Source organism: Asticcacaulis currens (assembly GCF_028550395.1).
In the GTDB taxonomy this organism is placed as follows: domain Bacteria; phylum Pseudomonadota; class Alphaproteobacteria; order Caulobacterales; family Caulobacteraceae; genus Asticcacaulis; species Asticcacaulis currens.
In genome coordinates this window covers 102353-125146 of record NZ_JAQQKW010000008.1, presented here as the reverse complement: position 1 = coordinate 125146, position 22794 = coordinate 102353, and the positions used below count along the sequence as shown (strand labels likewise).

General features: G+C 61.7%; 20 protein-coding genes. 15 read left to right on the top strand and 5 right to left on the bottom strand.

The window, feature by feature from the left end; genetic code table 11:
- Window positions 1–79: 79 nt before the first annotated feature.
- Entirely contained in the window at window positions 80–2041 is a 1962-nt protein-coding gene (locus tag PQU94_RS13955) for a peptidylprolyl isomerase (protein ID WP_272742046.1), read from the top strand.
- Window positions 2038–3561: an anthranilate synthase component I gene (gene trpE / locus PQU94_RS13950; protein WP_272742045.1), complete on the top strand. Its 1524-nt coding sequence runs from the start codon at window positions 2038–2040 to the stop codon at window positions 3559–3561. The genes PQU94_RS13955 and trpE overlap by 4 nt, the downstream gene beginning before the upstream one ends.
- Window position 3562: 1 nt before the next feature.
- On the opposite strand, the gene PQU94_RS13945 is transcribed toward trpE, so the two are convergent.
- Together PQU94_RS13945 and PQU94_RS13940 are read right to left on the bottom strand one after the other, a co-directional pair.
- Complete coding sequence (locus PQU94_RS13945) at window positions 3563–3838, bottom strand: hypothetical protein (protein ID WP_272742044.1); 276 nt, start codon at window positions 3836–3838, stop codon at window positions 3563–3565.
- Between the two features lie 69 nt (window positions 3839–3907).
- Window positions 3908–5617: a cation:proton antiporter domain-containing protein gene (locus tag PQU94_RS13940; RefSeq protein WP_272742043.1), complete on the bottom strand. Its 1710-nt coding sequence runs from the start codon at window positions 5615–5617 to the stop codon at window positions 3908–3910.
- Window positions 5618–5943: 326 nt separating this feature from the next.
- Between PQU94_RS13940 and PQU94_RS13935 the strand changes: the two genes are divergently transcribed.
- From PQU94_RS13935 to PQU94_RS13900, 8 genes are all read left to right on the top strand, one after another.
- Window positions 5944–7299, top strand: a complete 1356-nt coding sequence (locus PQU94_RS13935; RefSeq protein WP_272742042.1) for an MFS transporter — start codon at window positions 5944–5946, stop codon at window positions 7297–7299.
- 16 nt (window positions 7300–7315) lie between these two features.
- The gene (gene mazG, locus PQU94_RS13930) at window positions 7316–8068 is read left to right on the top strand and encodes a nucleoside triphosphate pyrophosphohydrolase (protein ID WP_272742085.1); all 753 of its coding nucleotides are present in this window, start codon (window positions 7316–7318) and stop codon (window positions 8066–8068) included.
- Window positions 8065–8892 carry a TolB family protein gene (locus PQU94_RS13925; RefSeq protein ID WP_272742041.1) on the top strand — a complete coding sequence of 276 codons (828 nt, stop codon included), beginning with the start codon at window positions 8065–8067 and terminating at the stop codon, window positions 8890–8892. The genes mazG and PQU94_RS13925 overlap by 4 nt, the downstream gene beginning before the upstream one ends.
- 377 nt (window positions 8893–9269) lie before the next feature.
- Window positions 9270–9866 (top strand): winged helix-turn-helix transcriptional regulator, encoded by a 597-nt coding sequence (locus PQU94_RS13920; protein WP_272742040.1) that lies wholly within the window; start codon window positions 9270–9272, stop codon window positions 9864–9866.
- A complete protein-coding gene (locus tag PQU94_RS13915; protein WP_272742039.1) occupies window positions 9867–10931 on the top strand; it encodes a hypothetical protein in 1065 nt (354 codons plus the stop codon). It abuts the gene before it with no gap.
- On the top strand, window positions 10910–11635 hold the full coding sequence (locus PQU94_RS13910; protein WP_272742038.1) for an ABC transporter ATP-binding protein: 726 nt from the start codon (window positions 10910–10912) through the stop codon (window positions 11633–11635). The genes PQU94_RS13915 and PQU94_RS13910 overlap by 22 nt, the downstream gene beginning before the upstream one ends.
- 124 nt (window positions 11636–11759) lie before the next feature.
- A complete protein-coding gene (locus PQU94_RS13905; protein WP_272742037.1) occupies window positions 11760–12371 on the top strand; it encodes a superoxide dismutase in 612 nt (203 codons plus the stop codon).
- A gap of 72 nt (window positions 12372–12443) precedes the next feature.
- On the top strand, window positions 12444–12947 hold the full coding sequence (locus PQU94_RS13900; protein ID WP_272742036.1) for a CinA family protein: 504 nt from the start codon (window positions 12444–12446) through the stop codon (window positions 12945–12947).
- Here the strand turns inward: PQU94_RS13900 and PQU94_RS13895 are convergent.
- Window positions 12944–13399 carry a type II toxin-antitoxin system RatA family toxin gene (locus PQU94_RS13895; RefSeq protein WP_272742035.1) on the bottom strand — a complete coding sequence of 152 codons (456 nt, stop codon included), beginning with the start codon at window positions 13397–13399 and terminating at the stop codon, window positions 12944–12946. The genes PQU94_RS13900 and PQU94_RS13895 overlap by 4 nt on opposite strands.
- A 3-nt stretch (window positions 13400–13402) precedes the next feature.
- Window positions 13403–14380 carry a lipoyl synthase gene (lipA, locus tag PQU94_RS13890; protein WP_272742034.1) on the bottom strand — a complete coding sequence of 326 codons (978 nt, stop codon included), beginning with the start codon at window positions 14378–14380 and terminating at the stop codon, window positions 13403–13405.
- Window positions 14381–14517: 137 nt separating this feature from the next.
- On the opposite strand from lipA, the gene PQU94_RS13885 reads away from it, so the two are divergent.
- The 5 genes from PQU94_RS13885 to PQU94_RS13865 all read left to right on the top strand — a co-directional run bounded on the left by PQU94_RS13885 (window position 14518) and on the right by PQU94_RS13865 (window position 21182).
- Window positions 14518–15444 carry an alpha/beta hydrolase gene (locus PQU94_RS13885; RefSeq protein ID WP_272742033.1) on the top strand — a complete coding sequence of 309 codons (927 nt, stop codon included), beginning with the start codon at window positions 14518–14520 and terminating at the stop codon, window positions 15442–15444.
- A 263-nt stretch (window positions 15445–15707) separates the two neighbouring features.
- Window positions 15708–17264: an AMP-binding protein gene (locus PQU94_RS13880; RefSeq protein ID WP_272742032.1), complete on the top strand. Its 1557-nt coding sequence runs from the start codon at window positions 15708–15710 to the stop codon at window positions 17262–17264.
- A 32-nt stretch (window positions 17265–17296) separates the two neighbouring features.
- Entirely contained in the window at window positions 17297–17710 is a 414-nt protein-coding gene (locus tag PQU94_RS13875) for a hypothetical protein (RefSeq protein WP_272742031.1), read from the top strand.
- A 63-nt stretch (window positions 17711–17773) separates the two neighbouring features.
- Entirely contained in the window at window positions 17774–19849 is a 2076-nt protein-coding gene (locus PQU94_RS13870) for a TonB-dependent receptor family protein (protein WP_272742030.1), read from the top strand.
- Between the two features lies 1 nt (window position 19850).
- Entirely contained in the window at window positions 19851–21182 is a 1332-nt protein-coding gene (locus PQU94_RS13865) for a PepSY-associated TM helix domain-containing protein (RefSeq protein WP_272742029.1), read from the top strand.
- Window positions 21183–21385: 203 nt separating this feature from the next.
- On the opposite strand, the gene lpdA is transcribed toward PQU94_RS13865, so the two are convergent.
- Window positions 21386–22786, bottom strand: coding sequence for a dihydrolipoyl dehydrogenase (gene lpdA / locus PQU94_RS13860; protein WP_272742028.1), 1401 nt, complete (start codon window positions 22784–22786; stop codon window positions 21386–21388).
- Between the last annotated feature and the right edge of the window lie 8 nt (window positions 22787–22794).

Below are 22794 nucleotides of genomic sequence, written 5' to 3'. Positions count from 1 at the left end.
AATTGGATTCCGTTTGTAACAGCCTTGATCCCGTCACGGTTGGTCAATTATATGTCTGCGCGCCGTCCGCCCCGGAGCGGTGGCACTTCATCTTTTCAAGGTCGCCCTTTTCATGATCTCCAGCTTCCGTCAGTTCACCAAGTCGCTCACTTTCAAGATTTTGATGGCGGCGCTGATCCTGAGTTTCGCCGTCTTCGGCATGCACGACCTGTTCTCCAGCGCCTCGTCGCGCGACGTGGTCGATGCCGGGGATCGCAAGACCACGACGGACGATTTCCGCCGTCAGTTCGATCAGTGGAAAACCGGGGCCGAGCAGCAGAGCGGTCAGACCCTGACCTATGAAGACGCCGTGAAGCAGGGCCTGCACGTGCGCATCATGGAAGAGCTGGCCGATATGGATTCGGTGTCGGCCTGGCTGGTCAAGGCGGGCCTGCGCCCTTCGGCCAAGGTGGTGACCGATCAGATCGCCAAGTACCCGATCTTCTTCGATTCCATCACCGGCAAGTTCGACAAGGCCAAGTACCAGCAGGAACTGGCCACGCAGATGAAGATGAGCGAGACCAAGTTCGAGCAGATCATCAGCGATGACATTGCCAATCGTCAGTTCATCGAAGCCTCAGTGGCGGGCCTGAAACCGCCGCGCATCTACGCGGCGATGCAGAGCGCCTTCGCCAGCGAAACGCGCGACACCACGCTTCTGATCGTGACGCCGGACAATATCGAAAAGCCTGGTCAGCCGACCGATGCCGAGTTGCTGAAATTCTACAACGACAACAAGGAGCGCCTGCGTCGTCCGGAACTGCGTCAGTTCACCGTCGTCTCCTTCGCCCCCGGCGATTTCGCCTCAAAGGTGACGGTCGATGAGGCCGAGTTGAAGAAACTCTATGAATTCCGCCGCGACACCCTGTCCAACCCGGAAACCCGCACCTTTGTGCAGGTCACGGTGCCGGATCAGAAGGCCGCCGAGGCCGTGGCTCAGGCCCTGCGTTCGGGCACCGACGCCCAGACCGCTGCCAAGGCCAATAAGGGCACGGTCGTGACCTATGACGCCAAGCCGAAGACCGCCGTGGCTGACGCCAAGGTGGCCGACGCCGCCTTTGCCCTGAAACAGGGCGAAGTGTCGGGTCCGGTTCAGGGCAGCCTGGGTCTGGCCGTCGTCAAGGTGTCAGGCATTACCGCCGCCTCGGTGACCGGCTTCGATACGGTGCGCAACCAGCTTGAGCAGGAGTACAAGAAGGATAAAGCCAAGGATCTGGCCTACAAGGCCTCCGAAGTCTTTGAAAAGGAACGTTCGGCCGGTGCTGACTTCATGACCGCCGCCCAAAAGGCCGGCGTGCGCGTGATCAACCTGCCGCCGATGACCGCCGAAGGCCAGATGGCCAACGGACAGCCCTTCCAGTACGCCCCGATCCTCAAGGCAGCCTTCGATCAGCCCAAGGGCGGCGAAACCGACGTCACCGAGCTGGGCAACGGCGAATATTTCGCCCTGCGCGTCAACGAAGTGCTGCCGTCGGAAGTCCCGGCGCTCGACAAGATCAAGCCGCAGATGATCCAGGCCTGGCAGCAGAAGACCGCCGGCGACCGCGTCGCCGCAAAGGGCGAAGAGGCTGCGGCGCGTCTACGCAAGGGCGAATCGCTTGAGGCCGTCGCGTCCTCTATGGGCCTGAAGGTTGAACCGCGCGCCGGTCTGGCGCGTCAGACGGCCCCGCAACAGGTCGGCCCGGAACTGACGGGCCGTATCTTCTCGGCCAAGGCGAATGAGGTCTTCACCGCCCGTCTCAACGAGATGGTCAGCGTAGTGGGCAAGGTGACCACCATCCACAAGGGTGAGGCCGCCGCCGTCAATCAGGCGACCGCCATGACCGGTCAGGCCGTCTCCTATGGCCTGTTCCAGGACCTCAGCTTCACCGTGCGCAAGGGCGCGCGTGCGGCGGTCAAGACCAAAACCAATGCCAATGCGGCAGTCATGGCTCTGGGGCTCAACCCGGCCAGCGTGAAGTCGGACGACAAGACGGCAGAAGCCGGCAAGGCTGCCAAATGATCAGTGCGGCCTTCGCTTCCGATGCCTCCGGCGTCAGCGGCTTCGCGGCCCAATATGACGCCGGACAGCCGGTTATCGTTACCCGCCGCCTGACCGACGATCTGGAAACGCCCGTCTCGGCCTATCTGAAACTGGCCAGAACGCGCGCCTTCTCGTTTCTGTTCGAATCGGTCGAAGGCGGCGCCCTGGCCGGGCGTTATTCGATCCTGACACTGCGGCCCGACCTTGTCTGGCGGTGTTTCGGCGAGCGGGCGGAAATCGCACGCGGCGAAGCGGCGATCGCCAAAGGGCTTTATGAGACCGAAAGCGCGCCGACACTCGAGTCCCTGCGCGCGCTCGTCACCGCCCACCGGCTCGACATACCGGCGGACCTGCCGCCGATGATTTCGGGCCTGTTCGGTGTGTTCGGCTACGACCTTATCCGCCTCTATGAGCCGCTGGGGCCCGCCAATCCGGACCCGCTCTCCCTGCCGGATGCCGTGGTGTGTCGCCCGTCGGTGATCTGCGTCTTCGATAATGTGAAGCACGAAATCCTGCTGGCCACGACCGTCTGGCCGGAAACGGGCGTCACAGCCCACGCTGCCCATAGCGCCGCCCTGTCGCGTCTGGATCAGGTCGAAGAAGACCTGCGCCTGCCCCTGCCCCCCAAGCCCGTGGCCATGGAGCGCGAACAGGCTGCCCTTACTTCGCCCACCTCGGCGGCGGACTACAGTGCCATGGTCGAAAAGGCCAAGGACTACATTGCCGCGGGCGATATTTTTCAGGTGGTGCCGTCGCACCGCTTCGAAGCACCGTTCGAGCTTGACCCGTTCGCCTTCTACCGGTCGCTGCGCCGTCAGAACCCTTCGCCCTACCTCTTCTACCTCGACTTCGGCAATTTCCAGTTGGCGGGTTCGTCACCGGAAATTCTGGTGCGTGTGCGCGACGGCAAGCTGACCATCCGCCCTATCGCCGGCACCCGCCCGCGCGGCAGGACGCCGGAAGAGGACAAGGCGCTTGAGGCCGAACTGCTGGCCGATCCGAAGGAATTGTCCGAACACCTGATGCTGCTCGATCTGGGCCGCAACGATGTCGGCCGTGTCGCCAAACCGGCCAGCGTGCGCGTGACGCAGAAATTCTACATCGAGCGCTACAGCCACGTCATGCACATCGTCTCGAACGTCGAAGGCGATGCCCCGGCCAATCTCGATCCGGTCGATGCCCTGCTGGCCGCCCTGCCCGCCGGTACGCTGTCGGGCGCGCCCAAGGTACGGGCCATGGAGATTATCGACGAGCTGGAGTCGGTCAAACGCGGCGTCGGCTATGCCGGGGGCGTGGGCTATATTTCCGGCTCCGGGTCGCTGGACGTCTGTATCGTACTGCGCACCGCCCTGTTCAAGGACGAAAAAATCTATGTGCAGGCCGGGGCCGGCGTGGTCGCCGACAGCGTGCCCCTGACCGAGTATCAGGAAACCGTGCACAAGGCCTCGGCCCTGATCAAGGCCGCTTCGGAAGCCTGGCGGTATAAGCAGGGTAACTGAGCTACTTTAGCGCCGAGGGGCTGGCCGACAACTGAAAGCCGCCCTCGGAGCCCGAGGTGACCGCCTTGCTGACGACGGGCGTCGGGCGCGGCTTGTCCTGCGACATGACCGGCCCGACCAGCATCGACGCCGCCAGCCACAAGCCCGACACCGCAAACGCCGCGGAGGCCATCAGCGCCTTGAGGATGGACGGCGTGCGCTCTACGCGCGTCTCCAGCAGAAGACGCGCCTGTTCCAGGAGCGTCAGATTGTCATTGATGGCGGGCGCATGAGGCATGATCAGAGCCTTCTGAGCTGATTCTTGGCAGGTTTGAACTGTGCGCCCGTTAGGGTTAATGAGGGGTAATCAGACGGGCTTCGGGCTGAAACGGTCGAGCACGTGCCGCGTGATATTGCGCGCCAGTTCCTCCTCCCCGAAGAAGACGGTGCCCATTTTTTCTTGTTGAAGAAAGTGCATCTCTTCTTCGCTATGGGTGCGCAGCACGACCTCGATGCCCGGATTGACGCGCCGCGCCGCCTCGACCATCAGGTGGATATCGACCAGATCGGGCGTCGCCACCAGCAGCATGGCCGCGTGTTGGATATGGGCCTGCACCAGCACTTCGGGTTCGACCGCATTGCCATAGACGGCGGCCTTGCCGGTCTGACGCAGCTCTTCCACGCGCTCGCGGTTCTGCTCAACCACCACATAGGCGATGCCCTGCGCGTCCAGAGTAGCGGCGATGCGCTTGCCGACGCGGCCATAGCCGACCAGCACCACCTGTCCGCTCAGATAACGCGCCTCGGTCGTCTGCGGCAACTCGGACAGCACGTCCTCGCGCCGCTCGTGCCGACGCGCCAGCGCCGAATGGGCGAGAACCCAGCGCGTCAGGGGGGCGATGGCCGCAAACAGGAAGGGATTGAGCGCGATGGACACCAGCGCCCCGGCCAGAAGCAGGCTCATCCCCGCTTGCGGTAATATCCCAAGAGACAGGCCCAACCCACCGAGGATAAACGAAAATTCGCCGATCTGCGCCAGACTGGCCGCCACGGTAAAGGCGGTGTTGAGCGGATAGCGGAAGACAAGCACCAAAGCCGCTGCCGCCAGCCCCTTCCCCACAATGATGATGCTGACAACGGCCAGAACCTCCATCGGGTGTTCGATCAGCACCCTGGGGTCGAACAACATGCCGACCGACACAAAGAACAGCACCGAAAAGGCGTCGCGCAAAGGCAGGGATTCCTCGGCAGCCCGGTGACTGAATTTCGACTCGCGCATCACCATGCCGGCGAAAAAGGCCCCCAGCGCAAAGGACACGCTGAACAACTCCGATGCGCCCCAGGCTATGGTGATGGCTGCGGCGATGACCGACAGGGTGAAGAGTTCGCGCGAGCCGGTCTTGGACACCTGCCACAATATCCACGGAAACACCTTGCGCCCGGCCAGCATCATCAGGGCGATAAAGGCCCCGACGCTGAGCAGGGTCTGACCGATGGTAACCCAGAGAGTGCCGGTCGGTGCGCTCCCTGCCGAGCCATTGCTCTCCAAAAGATGCGCCAGCGGCGGCAGCAGGACCAGCACCAGCACCGTCACCAGATCCTCGACCACCAGCCAGCCGACCGCGATGCGGCCGTTCATACTGTCGATGGCGTTACGCGCCTCCAGCGCCTTCAGCAGCACGACCGTCGAGGCACAGGACAGCGACAAGCCGAAGACGAGCGCCGCTCCCATGCCCCAATCCCAGCCCCAGTGCGCCAGCGCAAAGCCCAGACAGGTGGCCAGCGACATCTGCACAACCGCCCCCGGCAGGGCGATCTTGCGCACCGACATCAGGTCGCCCAGCGAAAAGTGCAGCCCCACCCCGAACATCAGCAGCATGACGCCGATTTCCGACAACTGCGCCGCAATGTGCGTATCCGCCACAAAACCCGGCGTGGACGGCCCAATCAGGATTCCGGCCAGCAGATAGCCGACCAATGCCGGCAGCTTGATTTTTTCGGCCAGAAAGCCGAACAGCAAAGCCAGACCGAAGCCGGACGCAAGGGTGGTAATCAGAGAAATATTATGGTGATCCATCGGTCGCCTTTAGAGTTTGAGAACAGAAAAGGCCCGCAATCCGGCGGCACACACGCGCCGTCGCCGAGGAGACATGCTGAATTACGGATTGCGTTAAACGTCAGGGTTCTGGCGAATTATGTCAACCCTTCTTATAAAGAAAATCTATACTGTCAAAAATACAGAGAATATTTCGGAAATATACAGGCTGTGCAAACGTTTGATTGTCGCCCGCTTATCAACGAGCGACCAACAAAATGAACATTGTTCAAATTTAACGGGCGTGTTATGTTGCCGCATACGGTAATCTGGCCGGACTCACAAAAGAGACATTCACAGGGGTTTAAATGTCGTCCAAACAGCTCACCTGGCCGCGCTTGTTCGCCTTTTGCGGACCGTGCATCCCCTTTGCGGCGCTGGGCCTGCCTCTGTCTGTGACCTTATCAGAATACTACGTCACCTATATCGGCATCAGTCTGGGCATGGTGGGCGTGGTGTTCATGGCCGTCAAGCTGATCGACATTGCGGTCGATCCCATCATCGGCTGGGCGATGGACCGTACCCGCACGCGCTTCGGGCGGTTCAAGCTGTGGATGGCTCTCTGCCTGCCGGTGCTGTTCGTCTCCACCGGGTTTATGTTTCTGGCGCCTGCGGGCGCTTCGGCGCTGTATCTCGGTATCTGGTTGCTGGTCATGTATATCGGCTTCTCGATGGCCGCACTCAGCCAGTCGAGCTGGGGCAGCGTCCTGACCGACGACTATGATGAGCGCACCAAGGTTTTCGCGTTCTGGCAGATCGGCAATATTGTCGGCCTTCTGTGCGTGGCCCTGATCCCCGTGGTGGCACAGGCCATCGGTCAGACCTATCAGACCGGCGTGCAGTGGATGGGGATTTTTATTATGATCACCCTGCCGCTGACCATCGGCATCGCCCTGTGGATGGTGCCGGAAAAGGCGTCGGACGCGGCCACGCACGATGTGCGGCTGGGGGCCTATTTCGACATGATCCGCCGCCCGAACGTTATCCGGGTGCTGCTGGCCGATCTGTTGATGGGACTGGCACCGGGGATTATGGGGGCGTTGTTTTTCTTCTACTTCATGCAAACCAAGGGCCTGACGCGCTTTGAATGTACCATCGCCATGCTGCTCTATTTCGTGGCGGGCCTTGTCGGCGCGCCCCTGTGGAACGGGGCCTCGAAGCGCTTTTCCAAACACCGCACCCTGATCGCCTCGGCCATTATCTTCGCCGTGCTTTATGGCGGACTGGCCTTCGTGCCGGCGAACAACTTTCCGGTCATGGCCGTGGCGGTGTTTCTGGCCGGCATCCCCTATGCCGCCTATCTGCTGCTGACGCGCTCCCTGATGGCCGATATTGGCGACGAGGTGCTGCTGGAAACCGGCCACGATCAGAAGGGCACGCTGATGTCGATTCTGTCGGCCACGACCAAGCTCGGCTACGCCTTTTCGGTGCTGACCCTGTCGGCGCTCGCCCTGCTGGGCTTTGATAACAAGGCGGCGCACAACACACCCGAAGCCCTGTTCTGGGTCGAAGCCTTTTTTATCGGCCTGCCGGTCATTTTTCTTTTGCTTGGCGCGTGGGCAATGACATCCTATGACCTGACGCCGGAACGCTATGCGTCCATTCAGTCGGCACTGAAAGCAAAAGGTTTGTCCCGTGACTCAGGCTCCCCCCGCCCCCATTAATGCGCTGATCGAGGTGATGAACCGCCTGCGGGCCAAAGACGGCGGCTGTCCGTGGGATCTGGCCCAGACCTTCGACACCATCGCCCCCTACACGATCGAGGAGTCCTATGAGGTGGCCGACGCCATTGCGCGCAAGGACATGCGTGACCTCAAGGAAGAATTGGGCGATTTGCTGTTTCAGGTGGTCTTCCACAGCCATCTGGCCAAAGAACAAGGCCTGTTTGATTTCAACGACGTGGCTCAGGCCATGACTGACAAGCTGATCCGCCGCCACCCGCACGTCTTCGGAGAAGCTGGCGACCGCACCGCCGACGAACAGAACGCCGCCTGGGAGGTGCAGAAGGCCGCCGAGCGCAAGGCCAAGGCCAAGCACGGCATTCTCGACGACGTGCCCGTGGGCCTGCCCGCCCTTACCCGCGCCGCCAAGCTGACCAAGCGCGCGGCCCGCGTCGGCTTCGACTGGCCGTCGCTCGATGAAGTGCTGGACAAGCTGGAGGAAGAGGTCGCCGAGCTGAAAGTCGAGCTGGCGGCGGGCGATCACGAAAAGGCCAAGGCTGAGCTGGGCGACATCCTGTTCGTTATCGCCAATCTGGCGCGCAAAATGGACGCTGAGCCCGAAGACGCCCTGCGCGGCACCAATGCCAAGTTTGTACGCCGTTTTGAGATGATCGAGGCCGAGCTGGCCAAGCTGGGCAAGACGCCGGAACAGTCCGACCTCGCGGAGATGGACGCTTTGTGGAACAAGGCCAAGCAGGCCGAGCGCGCATGAGCCTGCGCAGTTCCATCGAAATCTACGATCTGCAAAGCCGTCAAAGCCGCGTCGTCTTTCAGGGAGCCGAACTCTGGGAATCACCGCATTTTACGCTGGACGGTGCCGCCCTGATCCTCAATAGCGAGGGGCGTATCTACCGCCTGCCTCTTGGTGGCAAACCGCAAGTGATCGACACGGGCTTTGCCGTTCGCTGCAATAATGACCACGGCCTGACGCCGGACGGTCAGACCCTTCTGATTACCGATAAGGTCGAATACGACCGGGCATGCATCTATGCCGTACCTCTGTCCGGTGGCACGCCGCTGCGCGTGTCGGCGCACCTGGCGTCCTACTATCACGGCGTTAGCGCCGATGGGGCGTGGATCACCTATACCGGCATCCATCAGAAGGACGTGTTCGGCATCTACATCAGCCGTATCGACGGCTCTGACGAACGCGCCCTGATCGTCGGGGATGGCGTGCATGACGGGCCGGATTTTTCCTCGGATGGCGCGTGGATATGGTTCAATTCCAGCCGCTCCGGTCAGATGCAGTTGTGGCGCGTCCGCCGTGACGGCCGCGACCTTCAGCGCATGAGCGACAGCCCCTATGCCGACTGGTTCCCGCACCCGTCGCCCGATGGTAGGCATGTCCTGTGGCTCTCCTACGATGCGTCGGTGGGGCACGATCACCCGCGCGATCAGACGGTGCGATTGCGCCTGATGCCCGCCGAGGGCGGCGAGGCAGAGACGCTGTTTGAACTGTTCGGTGGTCAGGGAACGATGAATGTCCCCAACTGGGCCCCGGATGGCCGGGCTTTTGCCTATGTGCGGTATTTTTAGTTTCTCCGCAGATGACCATAAATGCCGCGCGTCGCATCCGTCATTGACCTGCGGCGACTGTTTCATCGTTTTAGAAACCACAGATTACACAGATTACACAGATTATCAGCGTCCTTAGGGAGACGCAAAGTGTGCCCTCCAGCACCATCGGCGCGAAGCGCCAATCTGTGAAATCTGTGGTTCCCTTTAATCTTCATCCCGCCGCAGATCGTCCATAACCATCCGTGGAAAGCCCTTATTTTCAAGGACTCCGCACAAAGATTGCCATTTGCAATTCACAGAAATAAATTTCAAAACGCAATTCAATAAATAATTCACTTGTTATCTGCTATTCATTTTGGCATCCGATTTCAGAACGTCATCGAAAGCCCGCAGCCATGGTTAAAACGGCCCCCACCCCGGTCAAATCCACCGCGACCTTTGGCCGTCGTCAGGCCCCCAAGCCGGCGCCCCAAAAAGCCGCCACCAGAGCAACGAAGGAAGCGGCGAAGGACTCCGCACGCGGCCCCCGCTCCAAATGCCCGATCAATCTGCTGCTGGAGGTGGTGGGGGACTCGTGGTCGCTGCTGATCATCCGCGACCTGATGTTCAAGGGGCGTTCGACCTATAAGGCCTTCCTCAATGCCGAGGAAAAGATCGCCACCAATATTCTGGCCGACCGTCTGTCGAAGCTGGAAAGCGCCGGGCTGATCTCCAAGTCCACCGACCCGGACGATGCGCGTAAATACATCTACCGCCTGACCGAAAAAGGTGCCGACCTTGCCCCCGTTCTGGTCGAAATGATGCTGTGGTCGAACAAGTATCACCTCACCGACACGCCCAAGGATTTTCTGGCCAGCCTGCAAAAGAACAAGGCCGCCTTCACCACGCGCATTGTACGTGATGTGGCAACCGCTTCGCCGGCGAAGCCCGCCTCGCCGACGCCCAAGGTCGAACCGAAAGAGGAAACCCTCAACCTGTTCGACGGCTTCTAGGTGCCGCCGGGCTTTCAGATACTGCTCAGACTGGATCAGGAACGCCTGCTCAGCCGCTGGCGTCTCTGGCGTCGCCGCCCTGCGGATCTGCTGGTGGCGCTCGCCTTGCTGAGCGGGTTGCTGTTCGGACTGTTTCAGTTTTTCAGCGCACAGGCCCACGACAATCATCCCATCTGGGCCTACAGCGCCGCTCTGGTCTATATTGCCGTGCGGCAGCTATACCCCTCAGCACGGTCGGCCTACGCGCAAAGCCTGCTCAGAGGCCCTTTCTTTCACTTGATCAGTGATCCGCACCAGCGGCGGCTGTGGTTTGCCCTTCGCACGGCAGCCCTCTGCCTGCCCCTTGGGCTGATGCTTCTGGGGTTTCAGACGGTGCTGGCCCCGCGCGATCTGGGTTTGTGGGGTCTGGGGGCGGTGTTTGGGCTTGGGGCCGGGATGTTATCAGCCCTGATGCCACCGCTATTTGCCGCGGAAGCCTCCGCGCACGCAAACCGCGCGCCCTTGGCGGCGCTGGCTCCGCTGTGGTGCCGTCTGCGCCACAAACGGTTGTGGCTGCCCGGCGGCCTGCTGATCATCGGGATACCGCTGGCGACGCATCTGGCGCTCTCCAACAACCCGGAACCCCAGACGGGCCTCGGCCTGTTCGGCATTGGCTCTGTGCTTCTGGCCGTTCTGCTCTGTCCGGTCTCCGGCGAGCTGACGCAATTTATGCGCTGGCAGCCGGGGACAATGGTTCGTATCCTCACGCAAACCGCCCTTGCCCGCTTCACCCTGTGGCTGGGCCTCAGCCTGCTCAGCCTGCTGATCAGCGGCGCGCCGCTGAAAGACGGCCTTTTGATCCTTCTGGCGCTGGGGGCTGCGGCCGGGCTGCTTATTTTATGGACGTTTCTGACGCGATTCAGCCATAAGCCTGCGACGGCGGACTGGGTATTGGGGATTGATCTGGCGGTCACGGCCCTGCTGGCTGTGCTGGCCCTGCCGGCGGCGCTGATGTGGCTCGTCGTGCGCCTGATCCTCTTGATGCGGCGTGTAAGGAGAGAGAGATGGCGGCCCAGCCTGCCCTGAGATGCGAAGACCTGTGCGTCGATATTGCCGGAAAGCGCATCGTGAAATCGGTGTCGCTCAGCCTCGCGCCCGGGCAATGGTACGGTATTCTGGGCGTCAACGGCTCCGGCAAGACCACCCTGCTCAACAGCCTGTGCGGGCGGTTGCCGGTGGCGCAGGGCCGTCTCTGGCTGGGGGATGAGGAGGTCACCGCCACGCCGCAACGTCGCGCGGCCCTGTGGGGTTATGCGCCGCCGCCTGACAGCCTGCCGCCCGAACTGACGCCGCAGGTGCTGCTGGCGTTGGTGGCCGAAAGCCGTCAGTCACAGGTGCCGGACGACCCGGCCCTGCTCGAAGCGCTCGATTACAACGCCTTGAGCCATAAAATGATCGGCACCCTGTCGGCGGGTCAGAAGCAGAAAATCGCCCTGATGTGCGCCTTTGTGGGCGAGCCCGCGCGGATCATTCTGGACGAGCCCTTCAACTGGCTCGACCCGCTGGCCATCTATGCCCTCAAAAACTGCCTGACCCAACGCGCCCGCGAAGGGGCCCTCATCCTGACGGCCCTGCACGATGTCAGCAGCTTCATGACCCGCTGCGACGCCGGTGTGCTGCTGGCCGATGGCGAAATAAAGCGAGGCTTTTCAAGCGATGACCTGAGCGAGGGGCGCAAGGACATTGCGGCGTTCGAACATACGCTCTATGCCAGCCTGCGCCCGGCTTAACCCCTGAAATTATAAGGCTAATTTTGAGAATTATTCTCACCGAAATTTGCCTTGAAAAGCGATTCCGGCCCCCATATATCGACTCTGGTTCTTTTCTTCTCATTTCAAACCTGCCGAGGATGTCATGGCCTTCGAACTTCCCGCTCTGCCCTATCCGACCGACGCGCTTGAGCCGCACATGTCGGCCAATACCTTCAGCTTCCACCACGCCAAGCACCATAAGGCCTATGTGGACAATCTGAACAAGCTGATTGACGGCACCGAGTTCGCGGACAAGTCGCTGGTTGAGATCGTCAAGGCCTCGGAAGGCACGAACCCCGGCGTGTTTAACAATGCCGCTCAGGTGTGGAACCACACCTTTTTCTGGCACTCGATGAAGCCGAACGGCGGCGGTCAGCCGACCGGTGCCATCGCTGACAAGATCAATGACGATTTCGGCTCGTTCGACGCCTTTGTCGAAGCCTTCAAGACCGCCGGTGCGACGCAGTTCGGTTCGGGCTGGGCGTGGCTGGTTCTGGGGCAGGACGGCAAGCTGAAGGTCGTGAAGACCGGCAATGCCGAAACGCCGTTCACCAAGGGCGACAAGCCGATCCTGACGCTCGACGTGTGGGAACACGCCTACTATCTCGACTATCAGAACCTGCGTCCGAAGTTCATCGAAACCTACCTCACCTCGCTGGTGAACTGGGACTTCGCCAACAGCAATCTGGACGCCCCGCTGCATCCGGGCGTGTAATTTCTGCTTGAATTAGCTAGTTTACGGGGCGTGGAGTCTGTGACTCCACGCCTTTTCTTTTGGGAGCTTCTCATGGACGCCTCTGATCTGGCGACAGACATTCTCGCCCTGGCGCGCGCGCAGGGGCGCACGCTGACGACGGCCGAAAGCTGCACCGGCGGGCTGATCGCTGCGGCCCTGACGCGCATTTCGGGCGCGTCCGAGGCGTTCCACGAAGGCTATGTCACCTATTCCAACGCCGCCAAGACGAAGCTTCTGGGCGTACCGGAGGCGGTTCTGGCCGAACACGGCGCGGTCAGCCTGCCCGTGGCCCACGCCATGGCCGAAGGGGCGCTGACCTCGGCCGGAGCCGATCTGGCCCTGAGCGTCACGGGGATCGCCGGACCGACCGGTGGTTCCGCTGAAAAGCCCGTCGGCATGGTCTGTTTCGGGCTGGCCTTCCGCCTGCCCGATGGCGAGGTCCGATCCCAGGCCAATGTGAATGTGTTTGAAAATCTGGGTCGCGACTATATCCGCGAACAGTCGGTCATGTACGCCCTGCACTGGGCGCGGGAGCATCTGAAGGCCGAGGCTTAAGCCTTGTGGCCATAAAGCTGCTTCGCACGGGCCTCGAAGACGCTCATCAGACGATTGACGGCAATGTTGAGATTGGCTTTCAGCATGGCATTGAGGATCGGGTTTCGGAAATCCATATCCATGTCGAAATCGACCCGCGTGCCGCCCGCGACCTCGGTAAAGTGCCAGCGGCCATTGAGTTTGCGCAGCGGCCCGCGCAGCAGCCCCATATGCAGGCTGAGGTCGTCGGCGCGGCGCGTGACGCGCGTCGAAAAGCGCTCGGACAGCATCTTATAGCCCACCGACACGTCGGCATCGAAGACGTGCACGCCCTCTGACGGCGTGGTGGCATTATAGGCGCGCAAGGCCGTAATCCACGGAATAAAGTCCGGATATTTCGTCACGTCGCTGACCATGTCCCACAGGTCCGACGCCGCGTAGGGCAGGACGCGCTCAAGGTGAAACTGCGCCACGTGTCAGGCCCGCTTGCCCGCCAGTTGCGCGTCACGCGCCGCCCGCAGACGCTCGAAATCTTCGCCCGCATGGTGCGAAGACCGGGTGAGCGGCGAAGACGACACCATCAGGAAGCCCTTCGCGCGCGCGATCGACTCATAGGCCTTGAATTCATCCGGCGTGACGAAGCGGTCAATGGCGGCGTGCTTGCGGGTCGGCTGAAGATACTGACCAATGGTTATGAAATCGACGCCGGCGGAGCGCATATCGTCCATCACCTGCATCACCTCTTCCTTGGTTTCGCCCAGACCGACCATGATGCCGGACTTGGTGAACTGCGAAGGGTCGCGCTCCTTGACGCGCTCCAGCAGGCGAAGCGAATGGTAATAGCGCGCGCCGGGACGGATCTTCAGATAGTTACGGGGGACAGTTTCGAGATTGTGGTTGAAGACGTCCGGCTTGGCGTCGATGACGACTTCCGCCGCCCCGTCCTTACGCAGGAAGTCCGGCGTCAGGATTTCAACGGTGGTCTTCGGCGATTGCAGGCGAATCTGACGGATCACCTCGGCGAAGTGTTCCGCCCCGCCATCGGCCAGATCGTCGCGGTCCACCGAGGTGATGACGACGTGCGACAGGCCCATCTTGGCGACGGTCATGCCGACGCGGTTCGGCTCATCGGCATCGAGCGGCTGTGGCAGGCCGGTCTTAACGTTACAGAAGGCGCAGGCCCGCGTGCAGGTGTCGCCCATGATCATCAGGGTGGCGTGGTTCTTGGTCCAGCATTCACCGATATTGGGGCAGGCGGCCTCTTCGCACACAGTCACCAGCTTGGCGTCGCGCACGGTCTGGCGCGTCGCATTATAGCCTTCGGAGCCCGGTGCCTTGACGCGCAGCCAGTCCGGCTTCTTCAGAATCGGGGTGTCCGGACGATTCTGCTTTTCAGGATGGCGCAGGTCAGGCTTGGAAACCGCGGCGTCGAGCCGGTTGATCAGGGTAACCATGGGGACACTTTAATAAGGAAACAGTCCGTCCCTAATTGGGCTTTTTGCCCGCCATTATCAAGCCAAAAGGCCTTGTACCCCATAACATAGGGTAACAGGGGATGGCCGAACACCGGAATCTGTCCTAAGCTGAGGCCATGCTCACCGCCCTGCCGTTGCCGCCTTCCCTGTCCCGCCGCCGGTTACTGGCCGGTGCGGCAGTCGGCATAGGCGGTATATTGGCGGGCTGTACGCGCAGTGACGGTCCGGACCAGACGGGTGCCGCCTTTACCGACTCGCAAATCCCGCCCGGCCTGTCGCCCGATGCCTATCCGCCCGCCGGGTTCGTGTGGAGCGGTTTCAAATTCGGCACCCTTCCCGAAGCGCGTTACGGCGTTGCCGCCCCACCGCTCAATCCGCGTGGGCATCTGCTGATCCTGGCCGATGCGCGCTACCCCGCCGAAGTCTATTTCGGACTGGCGCAACAGGCGGTGTTGGATAAGCTGAGCGTATGGCTTTTCGAAGCACCGGGTCAGGGCGGATCAGGCAAGTATCTGCTGCAAAATCAGGATATTGTCCTGCCCGACTTCAGACACCCCATCAAGGCCGCCGAGGCCTTCGTGACCGAGGTCATTCGCCCCTCACCCACCAAGCCTCTTTATCTCTTTGGGCACGGGTCCGGGGCGCTGACGGCACTGGCTATGGACGCGCGCAACTGGCCGCTGCGCGGTGTGCTGGCCTATGCGCCTTGGGACGCCTCGCATTCGGCCTCACCCGCCGAATGGCACCGCGAAGACGAGCCCGCCGATGCGTGGGGCAAGGTGGCGCATCGCTGGCGCATGGCCAATCCCGATCTGCGTCGCGTCCACCTGAGCGAAGGCTGGATCAAGCAGATGGGCGAGGCGCGCCGGGCGCTCAGCGGCTTCCGGCTGGAGTTGGGCCGCGCCGCCGCCCCCGTGATTCTGGCGGGTACAGGCGATCTCAAGGCGCTGTGTAGCGGACACACTTCCTGCGAGGTGAAATCCGTTGTCAGCGAAGACGAATTAGGGCCCGTTTTTGAGACCTTTTTGAGCCTTGGCGGCTGACATAATACCAACGGCCGAAGATGCTGACCGCATCCGGCCGTTGAAAACTCGAGAATGTCTCATATGTGTCAGCGACATGAGACATTCTCGAAAGGAATACCAAGAGTCATTTTCAATGACCCTTGGTAAAACAGCCACCTCTCAATTATTTGAACAATGTTCAATTGACTTGTGGCGCGTAGGCTCATAGGGTGTAACCAGAATTGATCGGCAGCCGCAGTACAATGACGGCCCCTCAAGCCGGTCAAAGGGAGTGATCGCGCATGGTGCGCCCTTTTGATGTCGAAGCCGAAACGAAATCCCTGTTCGACGCGCTGCTCGACGCCGCAGATAAACACGGCAAGTCCAAGCTCATTATCGAGGATCAGGACCGCCAGCCCATCAGTTACAACGAATTTGTCCTGCGCACCTTCGTACTGGCGCGCCTGTTCGACAAGGCGCTGAAGAAGGAAACGCGCATCGGCCTGATGCTGCCGACCTCAATGGGCGGGGCTCTGAGCTTCTTTGCCCTGCACGCCCACGGCCGCACGCCGGTAATGATCAATTTCACCGCCGGCCCGGCCAATATCAAGACGGGCTGCCTGACCGCGAAGGTCAAGACGGTTATAACCTCGAAGCGCTTCGTCCAACAGGCCAAGCTGGAAGACCTGGTTGAGGCCATGGGGCACTTCGTCCGCATCCTCTATCTCGAAGACCTGCGCAAATCCCTGTCCCTGCCGGACAAGCTGTACGGACTGGCGGCCTCCAAACTGCCGCGGCGTTTTGCCCACCGCGCCCAGCCGTCCGATATCGGCGTCATCCTGTTCACGTCGGGGAGCTTTGGTACCCCGCGCGGCGTGGTGCTCACTCAGGCCAATCTGGTGCTCAACTGCGCCCAGATCGCCGCCCATATCGAGCTGAAGCCGGAATGGGTGTGCTTTAACCCCATGCCGATCTTCCATTCGCTGGGCCTGACCGGCGGCCTGATCCTGCCGCTGTTGCAGGGGATGCGCAGCTTTCAGTATCCGTCGCCGCTGCACGTCAAGCAGATCCCCGGCCTGCTCAAGGAAACGAAAGCGTCGCTGCTGTTTTCGACCGACACCTTCCTCAACCAGTACGCCCGTCAGGCGCAGCCGGACGATTTCGCGACGCTCGCCTTCGTGGTCTGCGGGGCGGAAAAGGTGCGCGACGAAACGCACAAGCTGTTCAGCGAACAGTACGGCCTGACCGTTATCGAAGGCTATGGCGTCACCGAAACCTCACCGGTTCTGGCGGTCAATCTGCCGACCGACAATCATTACGGCACGGTGGGCCGCGCCCTGCCCGGTATGCAGTTGCGCCTTGAGGTCGTCGAAGGCATCCCCGAAGGCGGACGCCTGCACGTCAAGGGCCCGAACGTCATGGCCGGCTATATCAATCTCGAAACGCCCGACGTTATCGAAGCCCCTAAAGATGGCTGGCACGACACCGGCGATATCGTCTCAATCGACCGGCATGGCTGCATCCGCATCCTTGGCCGCGCCAAGCGCTTCGCCAAGATCGCCGGCGAGATGGTGTCGCTGACCGCCGTTGAGCGGCTGGCCGAAGAGGTGTGGCCGGACCATCGCCACGCCGTCGTGTCGCTGGCTGATGACAAGAAGGGTGAGCGTCTGGTGCTCCTGACCGATCACGCGGCGGCGGACCTGTCCACCCTGTCGGATCAGGCAAAGGAGAAGGGCGTTCCGGCGCTGGCCATCCCCAAAAAGCTGGTCAAGGTCGAGTCGATTCCCGTCCTCGGTTCGGGCAAGACGGACTATGTCACCCTGCAAAAGCTGGCCGAGGTGGTGGCCAACGCCGCTTGACAGCCGGCACACGCCAGGGTTAAGGCGGAAACATGGCCATAGCCCGCACCCCGTCTCACGGCACCAAGGCCGGAAGCGAAATCCGCTTCTGGACGCTGATCGCCGTGGTCATGGGCCTGCTGGTTCAGGTGCTGTTTCCGCCGCACCTTCTGGCGGCATCGCGCGACGGGTCTGGCTTTGTCCTGTGTAACAGTCCGGTGCCGGTGGTCGATACGACCCTCAGTCAGGCCGTCGCTAAGGACAAGGTGCAAAAGGCCACTCAGGGCCTCAAATGCGCCGATTGCGTGCTGGCGGGCCTGACCGGCCTGCCGCAGCCCGACCTGACCGTCGCACCCGTTGTCTATATGCAAACCCTTGCGCCGCTGACGCCTGCGTCGGATGTGGCGCAACCGAAGGCCCGCGCCCCGCCGCGTCCGCATTCCTGCGGCCCCCCACACCTCGTCTGATCGCTTTTCCGCTCAGCGTGCATCACGCGCGCTGATACGTCGTGCTTTCAGACAGGTTATTTCATGAAAACCCGTATATTCGCGCTGTGCCTCAGCGCTTCCGGCCTCGCCCTGTGCGCCGCCCTGCCCGCTTTTGCCGCCCCCATCGCCTCCGACGCGGATGACATCCCCACCGTCATCGTCACCGGCCGCCTCAATCCCGAAGACCCGTCCGCCGTGCGCGACACCCGCGCCAAATTGTCGCGGACACCGGGCGCAGTGTCGGTCGTCGCCTCCGAAACCTATAGCAACAGCTATGCGGTCGGGATGTACGACACGCTGAAAAACGTCTCCGGCGTCTTCGCCCAAAAGAAGTTCGGCGAAGACAGCCGCTTCTCTATTCGCGGCTCCGGCATCGGTAACTCCGCCCACAATCGCGGGTCGTGGCTGTCCATCGACGGCGTACCCGTCAATCAGGCCGACGGCTCCGGCGATTATCAGGAGATCGACCCGCTGTCGGCGCGCTATATCGAAGTCTATAAGGGCGGCAATGCCCTGCGCTTCGGCGGCGCGCAACTGGGCGGTGCGGTCAACTACGTCACGACCAGCGGCCGCAATGCCGGTTACCGCACGCTGGTGCGGCTGGAAGGCGGCAGCTTTGGCACCACCCGTGGACAGATCGCCTATGCCGATGTCATCGGCGATTACGACCTCTATCTGTCGGCCAGCACCGTCCATGCCGACGGCTGGCGCGACAATTCCGAACAGAACGGTAAACGTGTGACGCTGAATATCGGTCGCCGCTTCGGTGAAGGCCGCTCGCTGCGTTTCATTTTTCAGGGCAATGACCTTGATCAGCGCATCGCCGGGGCTCTGACTCTCCAACAGGCCCTGACGACACCCAGGGTGACGACCGCCGCCAACTATCCGCTGCTGCGCTACGGCCGCAACGTCAAATCCGCGCGCAGCACGGTGCAGGGCGACTGGCAGATCAACGACAACTGGCGCGTCGAAGGCGGCGTCTATGCCGCGTGGAAGCAGCTCATCCACCCCATCTCCATCTATATTGACCAGCAATATCAGAACTATGGCGCCTTTGCCCGCCTCGACGGTCAGGGCACAGTGGGCGGCAAGCGCTACGACGTCTTTGCCGGGGTCAATTACCGAAGCGGCAATATCGACGCCCACACCTTCGCCAACAGCAATGGCCTGCCCGGCACGATGTCGGGTAATGCGGTGCAGAACGCCCAGAGCTGGGATGTGTTTGCCGAAGGCCGCCTGTTCGTCACGGAGCAACTGGCCCTGATCGCCGGCGGCTCCTACGGCTGGACCCGCCGCGACTATGTCAACTATCTCAATACGGCCAACAATGCCGACAAGGATTTCGACTGGTTTGCGCCGCGCGTCGGGCTTCTGTGGCAAAACGCCGGCGGTCAGCAGGTCTTTGCCAATATTACCAAGTCGGTCGAAGCCCCGACCTATGGCGCTCTGGTGCAGACGCCCCTGCCGCAGTTCACCAGCGTGCGGCCTCAGGAGGCCGTGACGGCGGAAATCGGCACGCGCGGCCGCTCGCAACACCTGACCTGGGATGTGGCGCTCTATCGGGCCGAAATCGACGGAGAAATGCTCAACTTCATCGTGTCGCCCGACATTCCCGCCGCCACCTTCAACGCCCAGAACACGATCCATCAGGGCCTTGAAGCCGCGCTCGACTGGCGCATCGGCAGCATCGGTAACTGGGCCGTCATGGCGCGTCAGACCTATACCTGGTCGGATTTCAAATTCGACCATGACAAGACCTATGGCAATGGTCGCCTGCCCATCATCCCCGAACACTACTACCGCGGCGAACTGGCCTTCAGCTCAAAGAGCGGCTGGCGCATTACGCCGTCGGTGGAATGGACGCCGTCGGATGTGTGGGTCGATTACGCCAATACGCAAAAGGCACCGGGCTTCACCGTGTGGAACCTGTCAGCCTCCAAAAAGATCAATGACGGGCTGGAAGTCTTCGTCGAAGGGCGCAATCTGGACGACACGCGCTATGTGTCGAGCGTCACGGCGGTGACCGACTTCACCAGGGTCGCGGCCAGCTCGCGGTCGGCCTTCTGGCCCGGCGAAGGTCGCGCCGTGTTCATCGGCTTCAAGCTGACGGGGCAATAGCATGAACCAGGCGGCGAACGACACGGTTCGCCGCCAGATTATCGACTACCGGATGATCTGGCGGTGGCACTTCTATGCGGGGCTGGTGTGCATCCCCTTCATCGTGATCCTGTCCCTGACGGGGCCGATCTATCTGTTCAAGCCCCAGATCGAGGCGGCCATCGACCGCCCCTATGATCAGGTGGGTCGGGCGGGGCGGGTTCAGCCCCTGTCGGCGCAGGTCGAAGGCGCGCTGGCGGCCTTTCCCCACGCGCAGTTTCAGTCGGTCGAGGTCCGGCCGGACGTCACCGACGCGGCGCGCGTCACGTTGAGCGAAAAGGGCGAACGGCTGCGCGTCTATGTGCACCCGGAAACCCTGACCATGCTGAAATCCGTGCCCGAAGAGGCGCGGTTTATGAATGTCGTCAAAACCATCCATGGCGAGTTGTTTGCCGGGCTGTTCGGCACCCTGCTGGTCGAAACGGCAGCGTGCTGGGCCATAGTGATGATCCTTACCGGCCTCTATCTGTGGTGGCCGCGGGGCGCAAAGGGTCTGGCCGGAGTCCTGTGGCCGCGCCTTGAGGCCAAACTGTTCTGGCGCGATCTGCACGCGGTGACGGGCCTGTGGGTGTCGTTTTTTGCGCTCTGCCTGCTGCTGACCGGCCTGCCGTGGACGACCGTCTGGGGGGCCGGGTTCAAGGTGGTGCGTCAGGCGGTGATCGCTCAGTCGTCCAAACCGGACTGGTCCACCAGCCGCGCGGCCGACAAGGCCGGCGAGCACGAGGGCCACGGCCACGGCAGTGCGCAAGCCGGAGGCGCGGTCGATTTGACGCTTCTGGACCATATGGCGGGCGAATTGCGCGCCGCCGACCTGCCGCCGCCGGTCGTGCTGATGGCACCGGCCGGGGGCAAGCCGTGGCAGGGCGTCTCCCAGACCCAGAACCGGCCCAAGGGCGTTACCGTCACCTTCGATCACATGGGGGACGTGGCGCAGATCAAGACCTTTGGTGACAAGCCACTGATCGACCGGGTGTTCGGTGTGAGCATTGCCCTGCACGAAGGCCAGTTATTCGGCGCGTTCAATCAGGCGCTGGGCGTGCTAACCGCCGCAGGACTTTTAACGCTGTGCGTTTCGGCGGTGATGATGTGGTGGCGACGGCGACCGGACAAGGTGACACTGGGCGCGCCCAGTCGCCTGCCCGACGAACGGCTCGGCACGGGACTGGGCTTGCTGATACTGGGCCTTGCCCTTTTCCTGCCAATGATGGGGCTGTGCCTGATCCTTGTGGCCCTGATCGAGCGATGGGTACTGAGGCGTATCGCCCCTGTCCGCGACTGGCTGGGCCTGACGTAACGGAGAATAAATTGCAAAATAAAACTGAAATTTAAATTGCGTTTTGAAATTATAATTTTTCCAATAAAATCAAAAGCCCGCTCTGTTTCAGAGCGGGCTTTTTTACGCTTCAAAGCGAAAAATTTCGACGGGCCGCCCCAAGAAATTTTTCACAATACGGCGAAGGGGGTACATGGGGGAAACCTGTTTCCTCCATGGTGGTTCTACAGATTGATCATCCGTCCGTCGGCATCCAGCGACGCTTCGAGGATGGCCTCCGACATAGTCGGGTGCGGGAAGACGGTCCCTTGAAGGTCCTCTTCCGTCGCTTCCATGGTGATGGCCAGACAGAAGCCCTGCACCATTTCCGTTACATTGGCCCCGATCAGGTGGGCCCCCAGAAGCGCGCCGGTCTTCTTGTCGAAGATCACCTTGACGAAACCGCCCGGCTCACCGGCCGCAATCGCCTTGCCATTGGCCTTGAAGGGGAATCGGCCGATCTTGACGTCCAGACCCTTTTCCTTCGCGCCCTGCTCGGTGATACCGACCGAGGCCACTTCCGGCGTGGCGTAGGTGCAGCCCGGAATCGGCGGATTGAGGTTCGACAGCTTCTTGCCGGCCATATAGTCGGCGGCGTGGACGGCTTCGTGCGAAGCCTTGTGCGCCAGCCAGGGCGGCCCGGCGCAGTCGCCAATGGCGTAAAGGCCCTTCACATTGGTCTTGCCGTGGCTGTCGTTCTTGATGTGACCGCGGTCCATCTCAACGCCCAGCTTTTCCAGACCGAGGTTTTCGGTATTGGCCACGATGCCGACGGCCACGATGCAGCCTTCGGCCTCCAGCGTTTCGGCCTTGCCGCCGACCTCGACCGAAACCTTGACATTCGCAGCAGTCTTTTCGACCTTGGTCACCTTGGCCCCCAGACGGAACTTGAAGCCGCGCTTTTCAAAGGCCTTCTGAGCCTCAGCGGAAACTTCCTTGTCCTCGACCGGCAGGATGCGGTCCATGGCCTCGACCACGGTGACATCAGCGCCCAGCGAGCGATAGAAGGAGGCGAACTCAATGCCGATAGCGCCCGAACCGATCACCACCAGCGACTTCGGCATGGCCTTGGGCGTCAGGGCGTTACGATAGGTCCAGATGCGCTCGCCGTCCGAAACCGCGCCGATGGTCGGGATTTCGCGGGCGCGCGCCCCGACCGCCAGCATGACGTTCTTGGCCTCGATAACCTGTTCGCCGCCCTTATTGAGCTTAACGCGCACCTTGGGCGCATCCTTGCCCGGCTCAAGCGTGGCGAAGCCCTCGATCACGTCGATCTTGTTCTTCTTCATCAGATAGCCGACGCCGCCATTGAGCTGCTTGGCGACGGCGCGCGAGCGGGCGATGACCTTTTCAAAGTCGAAGCCCGGCTTTTCGCCTGTCAGACCGTAATCACCGAGGTGATTGATCTTGTCGAACACTTCGGCCGACTTGAGCAGCGCCTTGGTCGGGATGCAGCCCCAGTTGAGGCAGATGCCGCCAAGAAGTTCACGCTCGACGATGGCGACCTTCAGGCCGTTCTGAGAGGCGCGGATGGCCCCTTCATAACCGCCAGGACCGGAGCCGATAACAACCAGATCATAAGACATGTTGAATC